This is a genomic window from Waterburya agarophytonicola KI4, from assembly GCF_020640915.1.
Taxonomy (GTDB): domain Bacteria; phylum Cyanobacteriota; class Cyanobacteriia; order Cyanobacteriales; family Xenococcaceae; genus Waterburya; species Waterburya agarophytonicola.
This window is the reverse complement of the sequence record NZ_JADWDC010000008.1, coordinates 27920-44381: the sequence shown is the minus strand read 5'-3', so window position 1 is coordinate 44381 and position 16462 is coordinate 27920. Positions and strand designations below refer to the sequence as shown.

17 protein-coding genes are annotated in these 16462 nt (G+C 39.3%); 9 read left to right on the top strand and 8 right to left on the bottom strand.

Annotated features, from left to right (window positions below; genetic code table 11):
• Positions 1 to 94: 94 nt before the first annotated feature.
• On the top strand, positions 95 to 787 hold the full coding sequence (locus tag I4641_RS04915) for a RibD family protein (protein WP_229639354.1): 693 nt from the start codon (positions 95 to 97) through the stop codon (positions 785 to 787).
• A gap of 113 nt (positions 788 to 900) precedes the next feature.
• On the top strand, positions 901 to 2880 hold the full coding sequence (locus I4641_RS04910) for a PAS domain-containing protein (protein ID WP_229639353.1): 1980 nt from the start codon (positions 901 to 903) through the stop codon (positions 2878 to 2880).
• Positions 2881 to 2914: 34 nt separating this feature from the next.
• Here the strand turns inward: I4641_RS04910 and I4641_RS04905 are convergent, their stop codons facing one another.
• Positions 2915 to 3565, bottom strand: coding sequence for a CDP-alcohol phosphatidyltransferase family protein (locus I4641_RS04905; RefSeq protein WP_229639352.1), 651 nt, complete (start codon positions 3563 to 3565; stop codon positions 2915 to 2917).
• Positions 3566 to 3664: 99 nt separating this feature from the next.
• Positions 3665 to 5467: a proline--tRNA ligase gene (proS, locus tag I4641_RS04900; RefSeq protein WP_229639351.1), complete on the bottom strand. Its 1803-nt coding sequence runs from the start codon at positions 5465 to 5467 to the stop codon at positions 3665 to 3667.
• A 106-nt stretch (positions 5468 to 5573) separates the two neighbouring features.
• Here proS and I4641_RS04895 point away from each other — a divergent pair, with 106 nt between their 5' ends.
• Entirely contained in the window at positions 5574 to 6089 is a 516-nt protein-coding gene (locus I4641_RS04895) for a molybdenum cofactor biosynthesis protein MoaE (RefSeq protein ID WP_229639350.1), read from the top strand.
• 5 nt (positions 6090 to 6094) lie between these two features.
• Here I4641_RS04895 and I4641_RS04890 read toward each other — a convergent pair whose 3' ends face one another.
• The 3 genes from I4641_RS04890 to I4641_RS04880 form a co-directional block, all read right to left on the bottom strand.
• A complete protein-coding gene (locus tag I4641_RS04890) occupies positions 6095 to 7438 on the bottom strand; it encodes a TRAP transporter large permease (protein ID WP_369426725.1) in 1344 nt (447 codons plus the stop codon).
• 3 nt (positions 7439 to 7441) lie between these two features.
• Positions 7442 to 7984 (bottom strand): TRAP transporter small permease subunit, encoded by a 543-nt coding sequence (locus tag I4641_RS04885; RefSeq protein ID WP_369426724.1) that lies wholly within the window; start codon positions 7982 to 7984, stop codon positions 7442 to 7444.
• A 151-nt stretch (positions 7985 to 8135) separates the two neighbouring features.
• A complete protein-coding gene (locus tag I4641_RS04880; protein WP_229639347.1) occupies positions 8136 to 8534 on the bottom strand; it encodes a TetR family transcriptional regulator C-terminal domain-containing protein in 399 nt (132 codons plus the stop codon).
• On the opposite strand from I4641_RS04880, the gene I4641_RS04875 reads away from it, so the two are divergent.
• The 5 genes from I4641_RS04875 to rlmN all read left to right on the top strand — a co-directional run bounded on the left by I4641_RS04875 (position 8500) and on the right by rlmN (position 13642).
• On the top strand, positions 8500 to 9081 hold the full coding sequence (locus I4641_RS04875) for a cupin domain-containing protein (protein WP_229639346.1): 582 nt from the start codon (positions 8500 to 8502) through the stop codon (positions 9079 to 9081). The two genes, I4641_RS04880 and I4641_RS04875, sit on opposite strands and share 35 nt — an antisense overlap.
• A gap of 118 nt (positions 9082 to 9199) precedes the next feature.
• Positions 9200 to 10531 (top strand): hypothetical protein, encoded by a 1332-nt coding sequence (locus tag I4641_RS04870; RefSeq protein ID WP_229639345.1) that lies wholly within the window; start codon positions 9200 to 9202, stop codon positions 10529 to 10531.
• Between the two features lie 140 nt (positions 10532 to 10671).
• Entirely contained in the window at positions 10672 to 11721 is a 1050-nt protein-coding gene (locus I4641_RS04865) for a ferritin-like domain-containing protein (protein ID WP_229639344.1), read from the top strand.
• 55 nt (positions 11722 to 11776) lie between these two features.
• The gene (uppS, locus tag I4641_RS04860) at positions 11777 to 12526 is read left to right on the top strand and encodes an undecaprenyl pyrophosphate synthase (protein WP_229639343.1); all 750 of its coding nucleotides are present in this window, start codon (positions 11777 to 11779) and stop codon (positions 12524 to 12526) included.
• Positions 12527 to 12595: 69 nt separating this feature from the next.
• Positions 12596 to 13642, top strand: a complete 1047-nt coding sequence (gene rlmN / locus I4641_RS04855; RefSeq protein WP_229639342.1) for a dual-specificity RNA methyltransferase RlmN — start codon at positions 12596 to 12598, stop codon at positions 13640 to 13642.
• Between the two features lie 87 nt (positions 13643 to 13729).
• On the opposite strand, the gene I4641_RS04850 is transcribed toward rlmN, so the two are convergent.
• Entirely contained in the window at positions 13730 to 13927 is a 198-nt protein-coding gene (locus I4641_RS04850; protein ID WP_229639341.1) for a hypothetical protein, read from the bottom strand.
• A gap of 293 nt (positions 13928 to 14220) precedes the next feature.
• Between I4641_RS04850 and menB the strand changes: the two genes are divergently transcribed.
• Positions 14221 to 15054, top strand: coding sequence for a 1,4-dihydroxy-2-naphthoyl-CoA synthase (gene menB, locus I4641_RS04845; RefSeq protein WP_229639340.1), 834 nt, complete (start codon positions 14221 to 14223; stop codon positions 15052 to 15054).
• 150 nt (positions 15055 to 15204) lie between these two features.
• Here the strand turns inward: menB and I4641_RS04840 are convergent, their stop codons facing one another.
• The gene (locus I4641_RS04840; RefSeq protein WP_229639339.1) at positions 15205 to 15510 is read right to left on the bottom strand and encodes a hypothetical protein; all 306 of its coding nucleotides are present in this window, start codon (positions 15508 to 15510) and stop codon (positions 15205 to 15207) included.
• 297 nt (positions 15511 to 15807) lie between these two features.
• A complete protein-coding gene (locus I4641_RS04835; protein WP_229639338.1) occupies positions 15808 to 16443 on the bottom strand; it encodes a DciA family protein in 636 nt (211 codons plus the stop codon).
• Positions 16444 to 16462 lie beyond the last annotated feature (19 nt).

Genomic DNA, 16462 nt, shown 5'->3' with positions numbered 1-16462 from the left:
CTATAATCTCTATCGTTGTATTTTTATCATAGCCACTAAGACAATATTTGCCATGCTTATAATCTAGAAAATTAAGCCCACTTGAAAACAAACTATGAATAATAGATCCCGAACTATCGCTATTTTAGCCATGACTGCGGATGGAAAAATAGCCGACAATCAAGGCTCTGCTGCCCGTTTTGGCTCGGCTCAAGACAAACTTCATTTAGAAAGACAAGTTTCTTTGGTGGATGGAGTGATTTTTGGTGCGGGTACATTGAGAGCCTATGGCACGACTCTATCCGTATCCGATCCTCAACTACAAAAAGCCAGAAAAATGCGATCGCAATCCGTACAACCTGTGCAAATAGTGCTTTCCGCATCGGGAAATCTCAATCCGCAGTGGCGATTTTTTCAACAGCCAGTACCGCGATGGTTGTTAACTTTACCCATAAATGCCCAATTATGGCGTAATAAACCAGAATTTGAGCGCATTATAGTTGCTAATACTGCCCGAGAAAATGATTCTCAAATCGACTGGCTATCTACTTTAATTTTGTTAAAAAAACTAGGTTTAAATAAATTAGCTATTTTAGGTGGAGGAGAATCGATCGCATCTCTTATGGCGCAAAACTCGATTGATGAATTATGGTTGACAGTATGTCCCGTAATATTTGGTGGCAATAATTCTCCGACTCCAGTCGGCGGTAAAGGATTTTTACAATCTCAGAGTAAGAAGCTAAAATTGCTGGAGTTTCAACAAGTTGAGTCAGAAGTTTTTCTTCACTATCAAGTATCCAACAATTGATTTGTTAACTTCTCTGGCATTTTGGGGAACACTGATTGCAGGAGAACCTAGGATAAGATACAAAATCGAGTTGAAATTAAGCCCAAATTTTAGATAGGAAAATTAAGCTATCAATGGTAAAGCAGAAATTTGACCCATTAGTTACCTCTGATAAAAGTCAAAAATATCATCGAGCTTTATGGGATAATTCTCCTACTCCCCAAGCTGTCTATGAATTTGACGGCACAATTTTAGATGCCAACCAGGCTTTTGCTACTTTGATCGGTCGTAATATTATAGAGACTCTAGGCTTAAACATCTGGGCAATTACACCCCAGGAATATCATTACAAGCAGCCGATAGAGCAAGCTCGCTTAGAACAAGAGGGAAGCTTTACCATCGAAAGAGCTTATTTAGATTCTACTGGCAAGCGCGTACCTGTGAGATTGTCGGCGGTCAAACTGGAATTAGAAGGAAATAGTTTAGTTTTGTTAAACGCAACGAAAATATCTTCTTCTACTACTGTTGAGGTTCGTAATTCCCAATCTACTCAACAAATCCAAGAGGTATTGGATAAATTGCCGATGGCTGTTTTTTGGAAGGATCGAGATTCTGTCTTTTTAGGTTGCAATCAAGTTCTAGCCGATGTTGCGGGGTTAGCTTCTCCTGAGGAAATTATAGGCAAAACTGACTACGATCTTCCTTGGAAAAAAGAAGAAGCAGATTGGTTTAGAGAATGCGATCGCCGTATAATAGAATCGGAAAAACCTGAACACAATATCATTGAGTCACAAAAGCAAGCAGATGGTGGCGAAAAATGGTTAAAAACTAATAAATTTCTTTTACGCGACTCACAAAACAAGGTAATTGGTATAGCGGGAACTTTTGAAGACATTACCGAAAGAGTTGAGTTAGAAAAACAACTGGCAGAACAAGCACAAAACTTAGAAAGTTTAATCGTCAAAAGAACTGAAGAATTAATTGCTAGTAAAGCTCGTTTTGAAAAGCTAGTTACCAACGTGCCAGGTGCAATTTATCAATTCAAACTCCATACCACTGGTAAATTTTCTTTTCCTTATATTAGCTCTGATTGTGAAGAAATACTTGAATACACTTCAGAGCAAATCATCCAAAATTCTGAGTTAGTTATTTCTTTAATCTGTCAAGAGGACATATCGAATTTTGAACAGGTAGTCAGTCATTCTGCCCAAACTCTTAAGCCTAAACATTGGGAAGGAAGAATTGTAACTCCTTCTGGTAAGAAAAAATGGATTCAAACTGCATCCAAACCAGAAAAACAAGGGGATGGTTCGATTATTTGGGATGGACTAATGACTGATATTAGCGATCGCAAACAATCAGAACGAGAACTAAGAGAATCTCAACAACTACTACATTTAATATTTGATACTTTACCTCAAAGAATTTTTTGGAAAGATACTAATTTTAATTATTTGGGTTGTAATAAATTATTTGCTAGTGATACCGGGTTGAGTTCTCCTGAAGAAGTTGTGGGCAAAAATGATTTTGAATTAAGTTGGCATAAATCTGCTCATCTATATCGTGCTGATGATGAAGTGATTATGGCTGGTGGCTCGCCTAAAATTAATTATGAAGAGTCTCAAATTAGAGATGATGGTACTATTCTGACCATTAAAACTAGCAAATTACCGTTAAAAGATAAAAATGGTCGTACGATTGGTTTGTTTGGTTGCTATGAAGATATTAGTACCATCAGTCAACAACAACAAAAAACTGAAAAAGCACAAGACTTTTTAGCTAAAGCTATAGATAGTATTCGTAATCCCATTTTTGTTAAAGATACCAATCATCGTTGGGTACTAATAAATGATGCTTATTGTGATTTTTTAGGCTATTCCAAAGAAGAAATGTTGGGTAAATCCGAACCAGATTTTTACGCCCCAGAGGAAGCTGATATTTATTGGGCAAAAGATGAATTAGTCATGCTGTCGGGCGGTCGAGAAACTGAAGAAGAACCGTTCACAGATCGAGATGGTAATGAGAAAATAATTGTTACTCAAAAGTCTTGTTTTCAAGATCTTGATGGTAACAATTATTTGTTAGGTATGATTATTGATATTTATGATGCTTGAGTTGACAAGTAAATCTTTAATTAATTTGACTGTTTTAATGACGATCATTCAAATCTATTTTGGCTATTTCTTGGGCTGCACTTTGCAATTGTAAAATATTGGTAGATTGTTTTAAAAGATAGATTGGTAGGCAAAATATTAATAATAGTTGCCATACATCTAAATTAAAATCATTTATGGTGAACTCCCCGCCAGTCAGATAAAAATTAAAATATAGCAAAATGTAAAATAATTCATTGCCCAAGATTAATAGATCCATGAAAGTTTTGTTGCCATAATAAAGCCTCATTAGCCCATTATTTGTCCATTCAGATGAATCTTTATGACTACCTAGTCCCAACATTCCCGTAGCGTAAATCAAATAATAATGGCTGCTAATATCGAGAGCGATCGCACCGATGAAAAATAATAAATACTGCGGATATAACTGCGCCAAAATCAGACAAAAACCCGCCGTAGCAGAACGATCTGCCACCATGTCCAAAGCTGCGCCAAAGTTACTACTTTGGTTATAAGCACGAGCAGCACGCCCATCAAATTCATCTAAAATGAAGGCGAACGCGTAAAAACCAATACATAATTGCCAACTACCTAAACTATGGCAAATAAAGGCAATTAGGTAAAAAAGAAACCTAGCATAACCAATAATATTTGGAACAAACAGAAATACTTTATTAATAGCCATATGGCGGACAATGAATTAGTTGAATTAATTAAATAAAAACTAGATTTCAACAATTGTCCATTGTCCATTATCGATTGTCCATTAATTTAATATTTAAACTTAACTTTCCTCTTCAATCCATCCTTTAATTATTTCTACTACTGATTCAATTGCTATATCTTGAGACTCTTTCGTAGCTCGTTTGACCACTTCCACTTTACCCTCCTCAAGAGAACGCCCTGTCACTACTCGATAGGGAATACCCACTAACTCGCTATCCTTGAATTTAACTCCCGCTCTTTCTTTGCGATCGTCAAGTAAGACTTCTACTCCTGCTTGTTTAAACTCCTTATAAAGCTTTTCTCCCGCAGCCATTTTCTCGGTATCGGCAATATTGGGTACAATCACAACTACATGATAAGGTGCGATCGCCACAGGCCAAATAATACCATCTTGATCGTAAGATTGTTCTACTGCTGCTTGAGCTAAACGAGAAACACCAATACCATAGCAACCCATCCACAATGGTTCTGTTTTACCTTGTTCGTTGGTAAAATTTGCACCCATCGCTTCAGAATATTTTGTCCCTAGTTGGAAGATATGCCCCGCTTCTATACCCCTGGCACTGATTAAAGTTTGATTGGGATCGCCAACAGAGCGATCGCCAGCTTTAGCTTCTTGAATATCTACCTGTAATTCTGGTAGGGTAAAGTTCTCGCCCCAGTTTGCCCCCACGACGTGATAACCCACTTGATTCGCTCCCGTAACAAAGTTTTTGAGATCGACAACAGTGCGATCGACTAATCTCAGAAATTTCTGGGCTACATTTTTATCAACACTAATATAATTATCCTCAAGATCGGGTGCAACATAGCCCAAGGGTAAAGATTTTGCTGCCCATTTCTTCTGGGCTGTTGGATCGGGTACGGTTAAAGAAATAATTGTCTTAGCTTTATATTGGGGTGCGAGTTTAGTAAGTTCGTTAGTAAGTTTTGTTTCGTTAACATCGCGATCGCCACGAATATTAATCAATGCCAATACCGTCATTCCACTATCATAAATAACCTCATAAAGCACATTTTTGACAACTACTGTAGGAGAACATTTCAAAATCTCTGTGAGTTTGGCAATAGTGTCTGTATCGGGAGTGGCAATCTTTTCATAACTATTGAAGGGAGACTCTTCAACATCTGGAGGAAGAGAGATAGCTTTTTCTGTATTAGCTGCATATTTGCCATCTTCGGTATATAAAATCTCATCTTCTCCAGCTTCGGCAAGGATCATAAACTCTTGAGAACCAGAACCCCCGATTGCCCCAGAATCTGCATCTACAGGACGAAATTCCAACCCACAGCGAGTCATAATATTGCGATATGCCCGATCCATCTCTTGATAAGTCTGTTTTAAACTCTCCTCATCAGTATGAAAAGAATAGGCATCTTTCATAATAAATTCTCGACCGCGCATCAAACCAAAACGAGGACGAATTTCATCGCGGAATTTGGTTTGAATTTGATATAAATTAAGAGGTAATTGACGATAAGAACGAATTGTCTCGCGAGCGATAGTTGTGATAATCTCTTCATGAGTTGGCCCTAAGCCTAACTCTCTGTCTCCCCGATCTGTCAGGGAAAACATAATTCCTTCAGCTTTGGTATAGGTATCCCAACGCCCTGACTCTTGCCATAGCTGGGAAGGCTGTAACTGGGGTAACAAGCACTCTTGCGCTCCCTTTGCATTCATTTCTTCTCGTACGATCTTAGAAACCTTTTGTAACACTCGCCACATCAAAGGCATATAAGCATAGATACCGCTACCAATACGACGAATGTAGCCCCCTCGGAGCAACAATTGATGGCTGGGTATTTCTGCCTCTGCTGGAGTTTCTCGCAATGTCACAAACAGCATCTGGTTTAGTCGCATGGTTGATTCCTTCGGTAAAATTGCAGACTTTTTATTTTATCAGTCATCGAAAGATTTCCCGATATCTCGATCTAGTTATAAAGATTAATTTGTTTTAAAATAAAATATGGCTAATCTCAGTACATCTATTACATCTTCCTCTGGCGATCGCCATCATGGCGATGATTTTGCTATTACAATCGCGCCTCTATCCATAGCAGAAGCCTATAATCTAGCTGACGATCCCGCTAATGGTGCAGTGGTAGTAATGAGTGGTACGGTACGCAATCAAACTGGTGGTAAAGCTGTAGAATATTTAGAATATCAGGCATATCAGCCCATGGCGATCGCCGTTTTCAATTCGATTGCCCTTCAGATTCGCAATCAATGGCAGGATGTTAACCGTATTGTGATTCATCATCGCGTCGGTAAGCTCAAAATTGGCGAAATCAGTGTAATTGTAGCAGTTGGTTGTCCCCATCGAGGCGAAGCGTTTGCTGCCTGTCGCTATGCGATCGACAATCTAAAACACAATGCACCCATTTGGAAAAAAGAGTATAATATCCTGCTGGATGAAAAAACAGGGAAAAAAATAGTCTCAGGTTCTTGGGTTTCTATTGGTGCTTGCGAGCAAGATAACTAGAACAATTAAACCGCCCTTGGGGATGCACTCAAAGATGGCAAAAAACTAACTATTTGAGGAAAAATAATAATCAAAGCCAATACCAAAAGCTGCAAGCAAATAAAAGGAATCGCTCCGCGATAGATATCTTCTGTTGTCAACTCTGGTGGTGCTACGCCTCGTAAATAGAAGAGAGCAAAGCCAAAAGGTGGAGTCAAGAAAGAAGTTTGTAAATTAGCCCCAATAATTACCCCATACCAAACTAAATCTATGCCTAACTGTTGGGCTACGGGGGCAAAGATAGGAATTACAATAAAGGCAATTTCAAAGAAGTCAATAAAGAAACCCAAGAAAAAGATTACCAGCATATTGACTAGTAAAAAGCCAATTGTTCCCCCTGGAATATCGATCAGAAGACTTTCCATAAATCTATCTCCCCCCAAGCCTCTAAAAACCAAACTAAATGCCGTGGAGCCGAGTAAAATAAACATTACCATCGTAGTAATTCGCATAGTTGCATCGCACACTTCCCGCAGTGCAGCCCAATTTAACTGACGATTAACCGCAGCTAAACTAATTGCACCAACCGAGCCTAATGCACCTGCTTCTGTCGGGGTGGCGATACCAAAAAAAATACTGCCCAACACCACCATAATTAACAATAATGGAGGAAGCATTACAGTTATGACTCTAACTAAAAGCTTTTTTCCGCTAATCCTGACGCTAGCAGGCAAAGCGGGGGCAACTTCGGGATTAAGAAATGCCACAATCAATACATGAAGGGCAAAGGCTGTTGCCATCATTAACCCAGGAATTAACGAACCAATAAATAAATCACCAACGGGAACACCTAATTGATCTCCCAATACTACCAACACCACACTAGGAGGAATAATCTGTCCCAACGTACCCGATGCAACAATTACCCCCGCAGCTAATTCCTTACTGTAGCCATAGCGCAGCATGATCGGTAAAGAGATTAAACCCATTGCTACCACTGTTGCAGCCACGACTCCCGTCGATGCAGCTAGTAACGCCCCCACAATTACTACAGCTAAAGCTAAACCTCCTCTAACTTTTCCAAAGAGGATACCCATTGTTTCTAATAACTTTTCGGCGATGCCAGTTTTTTCCAGCATCGAACCCAGAAAAATGAAATAGGGAATTGCCAAGAGGGTATAGTTAGCCATGATGCCGAAAATGCGACTGGGCATGGCATTAAAAAAAGCAAAATTAAAGTCTCCTACTGCCGCACCTATTAGGGCGAATAATATTGCCACACCGCCTAAAGAGAAAGCGACGGGAAAACCAACGGATAATAAGACTAATGCCCCTGCGAACATTGCCATTCCTAACCAGTCATAACTCATCATTTAGCTTTCCTCCTGACTGGAGCTAGTTTCTATATATATATTCCAGTTTTTAATTGCTTCGGATATTCCTTGTAAGATTAATAAGATAAAGGCAAAAATAATCGCAGATTTAATCGGATAGCGCGGTAAGCCGCCAGGATCAGCAGACATTTCTCCTATTTTCCAAGAATTTAATACTGTTCCCCAGGAATAGTAAATTATTAAACAGCTAAAGGGAATTAAAAAGAAAATACTACCTAAAAAATTAGCTAGAGCTTGACGACGACGACTCCAGCCTTTATAAAAAATATCTACCCTGACATGATCGTTGTATTTGAGAGCATAGGCTGCACCGAACAAAAATACCACATCAAACAGATACCACTGTATTTCGATCGCAGCATTGGAAGTAAGATTTATCCCAATAATACGCCCAATGTATCTCCCGATAACATTCCACGCACCCACTACCACCATTAATAGTACTAGCCAATAGGTCAGACGACCAATCCATTCATTTATGAGATCGATCGCTCTGGCTATGGGTACAGCTTTACGGGCGATAGGCGATATTATTTTACTGGCGATCGATAATATTATCTCTCCAGTGTCTTGTATTAGCTTTTTCAAAGCTTGTCCTCAACCATAATCGATCTATTATCGCAGTAGTTTAATTGATTGCAACAGTAAAGTTAAGAGTTATTAGTTTGCCAATTTAATAAAGATTTTGGATTGCACCTTCTACTACTTGTTGAAATTTGGATACGCTGTTATCTGACCTCGATCTCGCGATTAGCATTGCACCTTCTAAGGTAGCCAACAACTGCGCTGCAATCAGATCGGGGGAAGTTGTAATTTTTAAACTACCATCGACTTTTCCTTTCTCAATTGATTGACTCAGCCATAATTCGTTATCGGTAAAAAAATCTTGAATTGCTTGCTTGACTTCATCGGAGAGGGAATTAATTTCTGATGCGAGCATTCCACACAAACAAAATTTGTTATCGACCGCTAAGTTATCTTGAAACAATTGTACATATGCTACTAATTGCGATCGCCTAAAATGGCAAGCATCGCCGATGGCGGGAGTTGAACGCAGGATGCTCGATCGCATTGGTGATGAAGTAGCCAGAGCAACTTCTATTGTGCGTTATGCACCGAATAGTAAGTTTTCCGCTCACATACACGGTGGAGGAGAAGAATTTATAGTTTTAGAAGGTGTGTTTCAAGACGAACACGGGGACTATCCTCCAGGATCTTATGTCCGCAATCCACCCCAATCTAAGCATACTCCAGGTTCAGAAGAGGGTTGTGTTATTTTTGTTAAACTGTGGCAATTCGATCAAAGCGATCGCACTGAGATCAAAATAAATATTCAAGATATACCTGGCGTTGCCGATCTTCATCGCTTGGGAGTTTCGATCCAGCCGTTATTCAAAGACGAACGAGAAGAAGTTCGGATAGAATCATGGCTTGCCAATACAGAAGTTATTATTGATGCCTCTAATGGTGCGGAATTACTCGTACTAGAGGGAAGTTTTATTGAAGGAGAAGACAATTTTCGCCCTCAGTCTTGGTTGCGACTGCCAGCTAACAGTATGGCGATCGCATATACAGGGGATAAAGGTGCAAAAGTTTGGTTAAAAACAGGGCATTTATAGTTATTTCTGTTTATTTTTCAGCGATCGCAAATATTTTAAGATAGGTAGGCAATAAATAATCTATATTCAGGGAACACTAAACACAAGAAACTACGTTGATCATGTTTAGTCTTACTCCATGTCATTACGTCTGAATCATAAAGCCTATAAAATTCTTGTTGCTGAAATCAATAAGGCAGCAGTGAAAGATAAATATGCGGGAGAGGTATCCCAGAAAATTGCTTTAAAGCGACTCGACAAGTTAAGTTCGATCACGGGGAAACCCGTTACTGAAGCAGAATTAAAATCTTTAATTGGCGATCTGTTTCCCGATTTTAATCCGAAAGTTATTCACAAAGCGATTAAAGTTAATCGTCCCCCAAGTAAACTGTGGCTATTACCCAAAATAGCTATCGGCTGGGGTGGATTGGCTGGATTAGTCTGGTTGCTTAACTTACCCTATCCCATGATTCGTCGCCCTCTAGCCAAAACTGCTCCATTAATCCTTCTACCAAGTTATCTAAGAATGGATCGTAACTATCGCAGTGCGATCGCTAGAGTAGAACAAGCAGACCAATTAGTCAATCAAGCTACTAGTTTGGCAGATATCAATCTGGGACAAGAAAAAGTTAAACAAGCGCAAAAACATTTGGATGCCTTACCTGTTTGGTTTTTGGGTTATGAGCCTCAGATGTATCGTACTTTTTTTAGTTTTGGTTGGAAGTTTACGTTTGACGAATTTGAAGCAGCAAGGGCAAAAGTAGGACGAATGGATGCCAAAATTTTTCAAGAAGTCAATGCCTTTGAGAAACTAGAACAAGCACAAACAGAAATTCAACAGGCAAAAGACAATTATCGAAAGTCGGAAGATACTCTCAGCAAGCAACAAGCGATCGCAGCTTGGCAAGCTGGAATTGATAAACTGGAGCGACTCCCCCAAAGTACTGTAGCCAAAAAACAAGCAGACGCAGCTTATGAGGCTTATAGAAGAGATTTTCGTCAGGTATCTGGTTTGATAGCAGGAAATCAACGTACGAATACTATTATTGCCGTAGCCGAACAATTTTATACCCAGGCTAATAGTAGTTGTCCTGAATTGTCTCACTCTGCCCATCGCTGGCAACAATGTATTAAACTTTTAGAAAGAGCGATCGCTAGTTTAGAAAGAGTACCTTTAGAAGATGGGGGTTACTTAGAAGCTCAAACTTTGCTTGCTAATTACGAAGCAGAATTGGGCGAGATGCGTATTCGTCTGCAAGAAGAAGAATATTCTCAACGAGCTTATGAATCTGCTCAAAATGCGATCGCCAACTTACCCAAATCGGTAGATCCCTACAATCGCGATCGCACTGCGAGGGAAATACTCACCATCATCAACCAATTAGAGAAAATTAAACCTCGTACCACTGTTTATCAAGACTCTTTGAGTCTGATGGGGTTTGCCCAAAAGAAATTAAAACAATTGCAATAATTAAAGCGATCTACTAACAATCATACTTTTGCCGACTTTATCTAGACAAAAAACTTCCGACTTTCCCCGACAGACAAACTAAGAGGATTTACGTAAGCTGTTATGTAAGCAAATAAAATACAGTTTTGACAGCAAGCATTATGTATCAGCAAAAGATCGATTTGGCGGGAGAAGTTTGTTTTCGCCCTAACTTTTGGCAAACGAAAGGGAGAATTAATTACTTAATTAATGAATATCTAAATCTCGATGAATTACGCGATCTCATGGAGGAATTACCAGACCAATTTAGAGATCCTCAACCCCGTCAATGGTCGAAAATAACTTGGCAAGATATAAATCCAGACGATGTTATCGGCATTGAACTAAATATTTTTTTGTCTATTATCAAGGGTGCATTAGACACCGAAGCACCTATAAGGGGCTATACCCAAGCTAGCAGACAAGCTCGCGCGTTCCCTTGCGCCTTTAGGCGACGCGGGGTCGCTCGCCAATACCTCGAACCAATCCACCCTAGTATGGCAAAATTCGTTGGTGGAAGCGTATCGGCAGATGGCAAAATGACCGCATTGGGCTTGTGGGAAAAAGAAGAGCGTCAGCATACTCCAGCCTTGATTAAAATTTATCAACAACTCAGCCACGACAAAATTATTCCTCAACCCAAAACTGCTAAAGTTTACCAAGCTAGAGAAAATCCCTACCAAGACTTGTACAAACACGGATTACACCGCGTAGCTACAGAATATAGCGCGGTTTGTCTATATATCTGGTTAATGTCTCATACGACGGGAACAACTCAACAAGTATTAGGAGAATTATTACAAGATGAAGTCAATCATTTAACTAAATTTTTGGGGATGGGAATGTGGTTATATCCCGATGGGACAGAACAGCTAATTAAGTATCTTCTTAACCAAATTCATACTATCTTACCTGTATCCTCTGAATCGGACGCAAAATCTAAATCGACTCTGAAATCGACTTTTCAACGTATGATGTCAGTCTTGAATTGGCAATCATGGTCGATTTTATCCCAGGGGGAATTAATTTATACTTTTATCTGGACATTGAAGCAAATGTATCACTGGAGTAGCCAATTAACCCCAGAGTATTTACAATCATGCTGTGCCTCACCAGAGTTTTTTGGGAATAATAATCTTGAATGCGATCGCTCTGAAATTATCATCTTCTAAATCCTAAAAATCAAAATTTCTATTTATTTCATCTTCTTAATTTAAAATAATTCCCATGACAGCCCAACTATTAACTACTTTATCTAGCGAAACTAATCTAGCCAAATTGCCAAACCACGTTGCTGTAATTATGGATGGCAATGGTCGCTGGGCAAAACAAAGAGGTTTGCCTCGAATCGAAGGACATCGCAGGGGTGCAAATACTCTCAAGGAAATGCTGCGCTATTGCAAAGATTTGGGGATTAAAACTTTAACGGCTTATGCCTTTTCCACCGAAAATTGGGGTCGTCCTACGGGGGAAGTTAATTTTTTGATGGGCTTGTTTGAAAGATTGCTCCAAAAAGAATTAAAAGAGATGGAAGCAGAAGAAGTCTGTATCAACTTTATTGGTGACTTGAGTCCTTTACCCGTCTCTTTGCAACAAGAAATGCGCCATTCAATGGAGCGTACTCAAGATAATCAGGGCGTGTTTTTCAACGTAGCAATTAATTATGGCAGTCGCCACGAAATGATCGGGGCTTGTCAGGCTATTGCTGAAAAGGTGCAAAAAGGTGAATTAACCGCCAGCGAAATCGATGAGTCAACCATCTCTCAGCATCTTTATACTTCTGCTAGTCCTGACCCCGATTTATTAATTCGCACTAGCGGAGAAATGCGTTTGAGCAACTTCTTATTGTGGCAGCTAGCCTATACAGAAATATACGTCACTGATACTCTTTGGCCAGATTTTAATCTCGAACAATTTGATCGCGCTATAGAATCTTTTCAACAACGCGATCGCCGTTTTGGTAAAGTTAAACAATAATTTGTCGGTTAATTCTATAAAATAAATGTATCTAGGTAAAAGAATTAACCGCCACAGCATTAAAACATAATGACGCTACAAACAGTCACGCCATCTACTAATTCAGAAGTTTTATTAGGTAAGTCTTTAGAAGAATTAACTGAGTGGGTGCAGCAACAAGGTCAACCACCTTATAGGGGAAAGCAACTCTATCAATGGTTATACCAAAAAGCCTCGCGATCGCTTTTAGATATTTCGGTATTTCCCAAACAGTGGCGCGAATCAATGGCAGACTATCCTATTGGACGCTCTACTATTCATTATCGCAGTGTTGCTCCCGACGAGACTCGTAAATATTTACTCCGTCTGGCGGATGGTTTGATTATTGAAGCAGTAGGCATTCCCACAGCCAAACGCTTAACGGTATGCGTATCTTCCCAAGTTGGTTGCCCGATGGACTGCGATTTCTGCGCTACAGGAAAAGGCGGTTTTACTCGCAATCTCAAGAGCCATGAAATTATCGATCAAGTCCTCACCGTCCAAGAAGATTTTGGACAAAGAGTCAGCAACGTCGTCTTTATGGGGATGGGCGAGCCGATGGCAAACATCGAAAATGTAGTCCCTGCGGTCAAATCCCTCAACCAAGATGTAGGAATTGGCGCGCGATCGCTTACAGTATCTACAGTAGGTATTCCTGGCAAAATTCAACAGCTAGCCCAGCACAAATTGCAAATTGTTCTCGCGGTGAGCCTTCATGCTTCCAATCAAGATTTGCGCCGACAATTGATTCCCAGTGCCAAAAAATATACCATAGACAATCTATTAGATGAATGTCGAGATTACGTCCAGGTAACGGGCAGAAGAGTCACTTTTGAATATGTTTTGCTATCGGGAGTCAACGATTTACCCGAAAATGCGCGAGAGTTAGCCGAAAAACTAAAAGGGTTTCAAACCCACGTTAATCTTATTCCCTACAATCCTATTTCTGAGGTTGATTATCAAAGACCAAAACAATACCGCATCAAGGAGTTTGTCAATATCTTAGAAAGTTCAAACATAGCCGTCAGCGTCCGCTATTCTCGCGGATTGGAAGCAGATGCAGCTTGCGGACAATTAAGAGCTTCTAAAGTTGGTTGATTGGTCTTAATAGATAAATTTAATCAACGTCTTGCTTTTTGCTGCGATCGCGATAATTTTACCGCTATATTAATGCTAGTTAACAATTCAAGCAGAAACAGGATTGATTGCGCAAAAACTCTTGATTCCAGGGGCGTAAGCCTCAATTACCTTGCCAGTTTTAAAACACTGTATCAAGAGATAATCGCAGGATTCGCAAGCAGTGCGCTTAATACTATTGTCGATAACACTTCTGGTAGCGCGATCGCCACAATTGGGACAATGAATCGTTTGTGTTTTAGTCATTTTTTTTTATAGAACTTTAAAACTTATTAAATTTAAGTCATTAATTCTATTTACATATCAATTTTAAAAGGTTCTTTGTTATCTGTTTTAATTATAATTTCCTTCTAAGAGACATTTATCATTCTTTATATAGATTTTAGATAGTTCAATCGCGATCCCCAGCCATATCAAAAAAAGATAATTGTAATTCTTACTTGTTACTTGTTCTTTTTTCTTTGTTTCTTATATTTCATCCCTCAAAAAGATGATTTAATTTTAGAAAACAATAATTATGCTTTCTATAGCAACAACCTATGCAAGTCGAATGGCAAACAGCTAAAACTTACGAAGATATTATTTATCAAAAATATAATGGCATCGCCAAAATAACCATCAACCGTCCCCACAAACGCAATGCCTTTCGCCCGAAGACAGTATTTGAAATGTACGAGGCTTTTATAGATGCTCGTGAAGACAATACCGTCGGCGTAGTTCTTTTGACGGGTGCAGGACCTCATACCGATGGTAAATACGCTTTTTGTGCGGGGGGAGATCAAAGCATTCGAGGCAAGGCAGGATATATCGATGATCAAGGTACGCCTAGATTAAACGTATTAGATTTACAGCGTTTAATTCGCTCCCTACCTAAAGTAACTATTGCTTTAGTTGCTGGCTATGCCATTGGGGGGGGTCACGTCCTTCATGTTTTATGCGATCTTACTATTGCTGCGGATAACGCCATATTCGGACAAACTGGCCCGAAAGTAGGTAGTTTTGATGGTGGATTTGGTTCTGGTTATTTGGCTCGGATTGTCGGGCAAAAAAAAGCAAGAGAGATTTGGTTTCTCTGCCGTCAATATAATGCCCAGGAAGCTTTAGATATGGGATTAGTCAATCGTGTCGTACCAGTAGATCGATTAGAAGCAGAGGGGATCGAATGGTCGCAAGAAATATTACAAAAAAGTCCGATTGCAATTCGCTGCCTAAAAGCTGCTTTTAATGCCGACTGTGACGGTCAGGCTGGTATACAAGAATTGGCAGGTAATGCCACGATGCTTTACTACATGACGGAAGAAGGAGCAGAAGGAAAACAAGCATTCTTAGAAAAACGTCCGCCCGACTTTCAGCAATATCCCTGGTTGCCATAGGCCAAAGATATCCTGCCAAAAAAATGCGCTCCCAAGATATCGGGAGCGTATTGCGATCGCAAATTATTAATATTCGTTTAATTTGAATTATTTTATCTTTTTTCTTGAAAAAAATTATTTCCAAAATTCACAACAAAGTTTTTCCAGCAACTACTCTGATAGATGAGTAATTGTTGTTTGAGAAGTTGCCGTTTGCAAGTTATTCTCAATTTTGATCTCGGATATTTTGGGAGATATTTTGGAAGATATTTGGCGATCGGATTCTCTGTTTATGGAAGTTTCTAAGTGAAAGATCTCTTCTAATTTTTTCAAAGTAGTGTCAAAGGGAGGACTAGCAAAAGTACAGGCTTTCCAGCTACTTTCGACTGGTACTCCTAACATTTGACAAGACCCACCACGACGACCTTCTGGCTTATAAAAGCGACAGTAACGACAGGCAGAAGTTGCAAAATTCATTTCTTTCATTTAGATTTTTAGAATTGGTTTTATTCCATATCCATTCCGATACCTCTATTCTGCGCTTTCTTCATAATCACACCGATCCCATTGAAGCCGATATGTGTCAAGGCTTAGAGTGATCCCCAAGCAGTTAAAAAGTTTTATATTGTCTTTATAATCTATTAATGAATAGACATGAAATATCAAAAAAAAGTATCAAAAAATACGGTTTTTTATCAGTGAATATATGGAGAGTAGGATAAAAAACCTATAGGGATCGCGAACAAGAAAGAAAATCGGCTTTTATAATACGATCTATTTTGAGTCTGAAAAAGTTGGCGGACGATATTCTCGCGATCGCTTTTGTGCTATACAAATATAACATGAATTCCAGCGTTCTATCTCTCCTGTAGGGGTGGGAGAATTACAAATAGGACAAGACAATAAAGATGAAGATTTTCGTCTATTTTGACTGATAGTATCCAACCAACGCTTTGCTGCTATCTTGGCTTTTTCTGAGGGAGAATGATCGTCTCTGGTATTCTCTAACTTGTTTTCACTAAAGGACGAATTCATTAGATTTTTTTTAGGTTTTTGAGATTTTTGCTTTTGAGAAATCTCAAATAAAATCTGAGTAGAACGATCTTGATGGGCCGTTTGATGCCATCCTGAAGATGAAAAGCGGATGTCTTTGAGGGTAAAGGGTAATTGTTTATTTAGTCTCTTGAGCAGGCTATAGCGTTGAAAAGAAAGCTCTTGCGCTCTAGATGCACTAGAAGTAGCAATCCAAAGAATTTGTCGGTTGATATAAAGGGGACGAGTATGTTCTGCGGTATTTTTATTAACGGTATTATGCCAACATTGCAAAAGCTGGCGATAGTCGCGGAATTTTTCCCAACCAGGCTGTTGTTCTAGTTGGGTGAGGATTTTTTCGACAGAATGGAAGTGCAATAGTTTGTTATTAGTTATT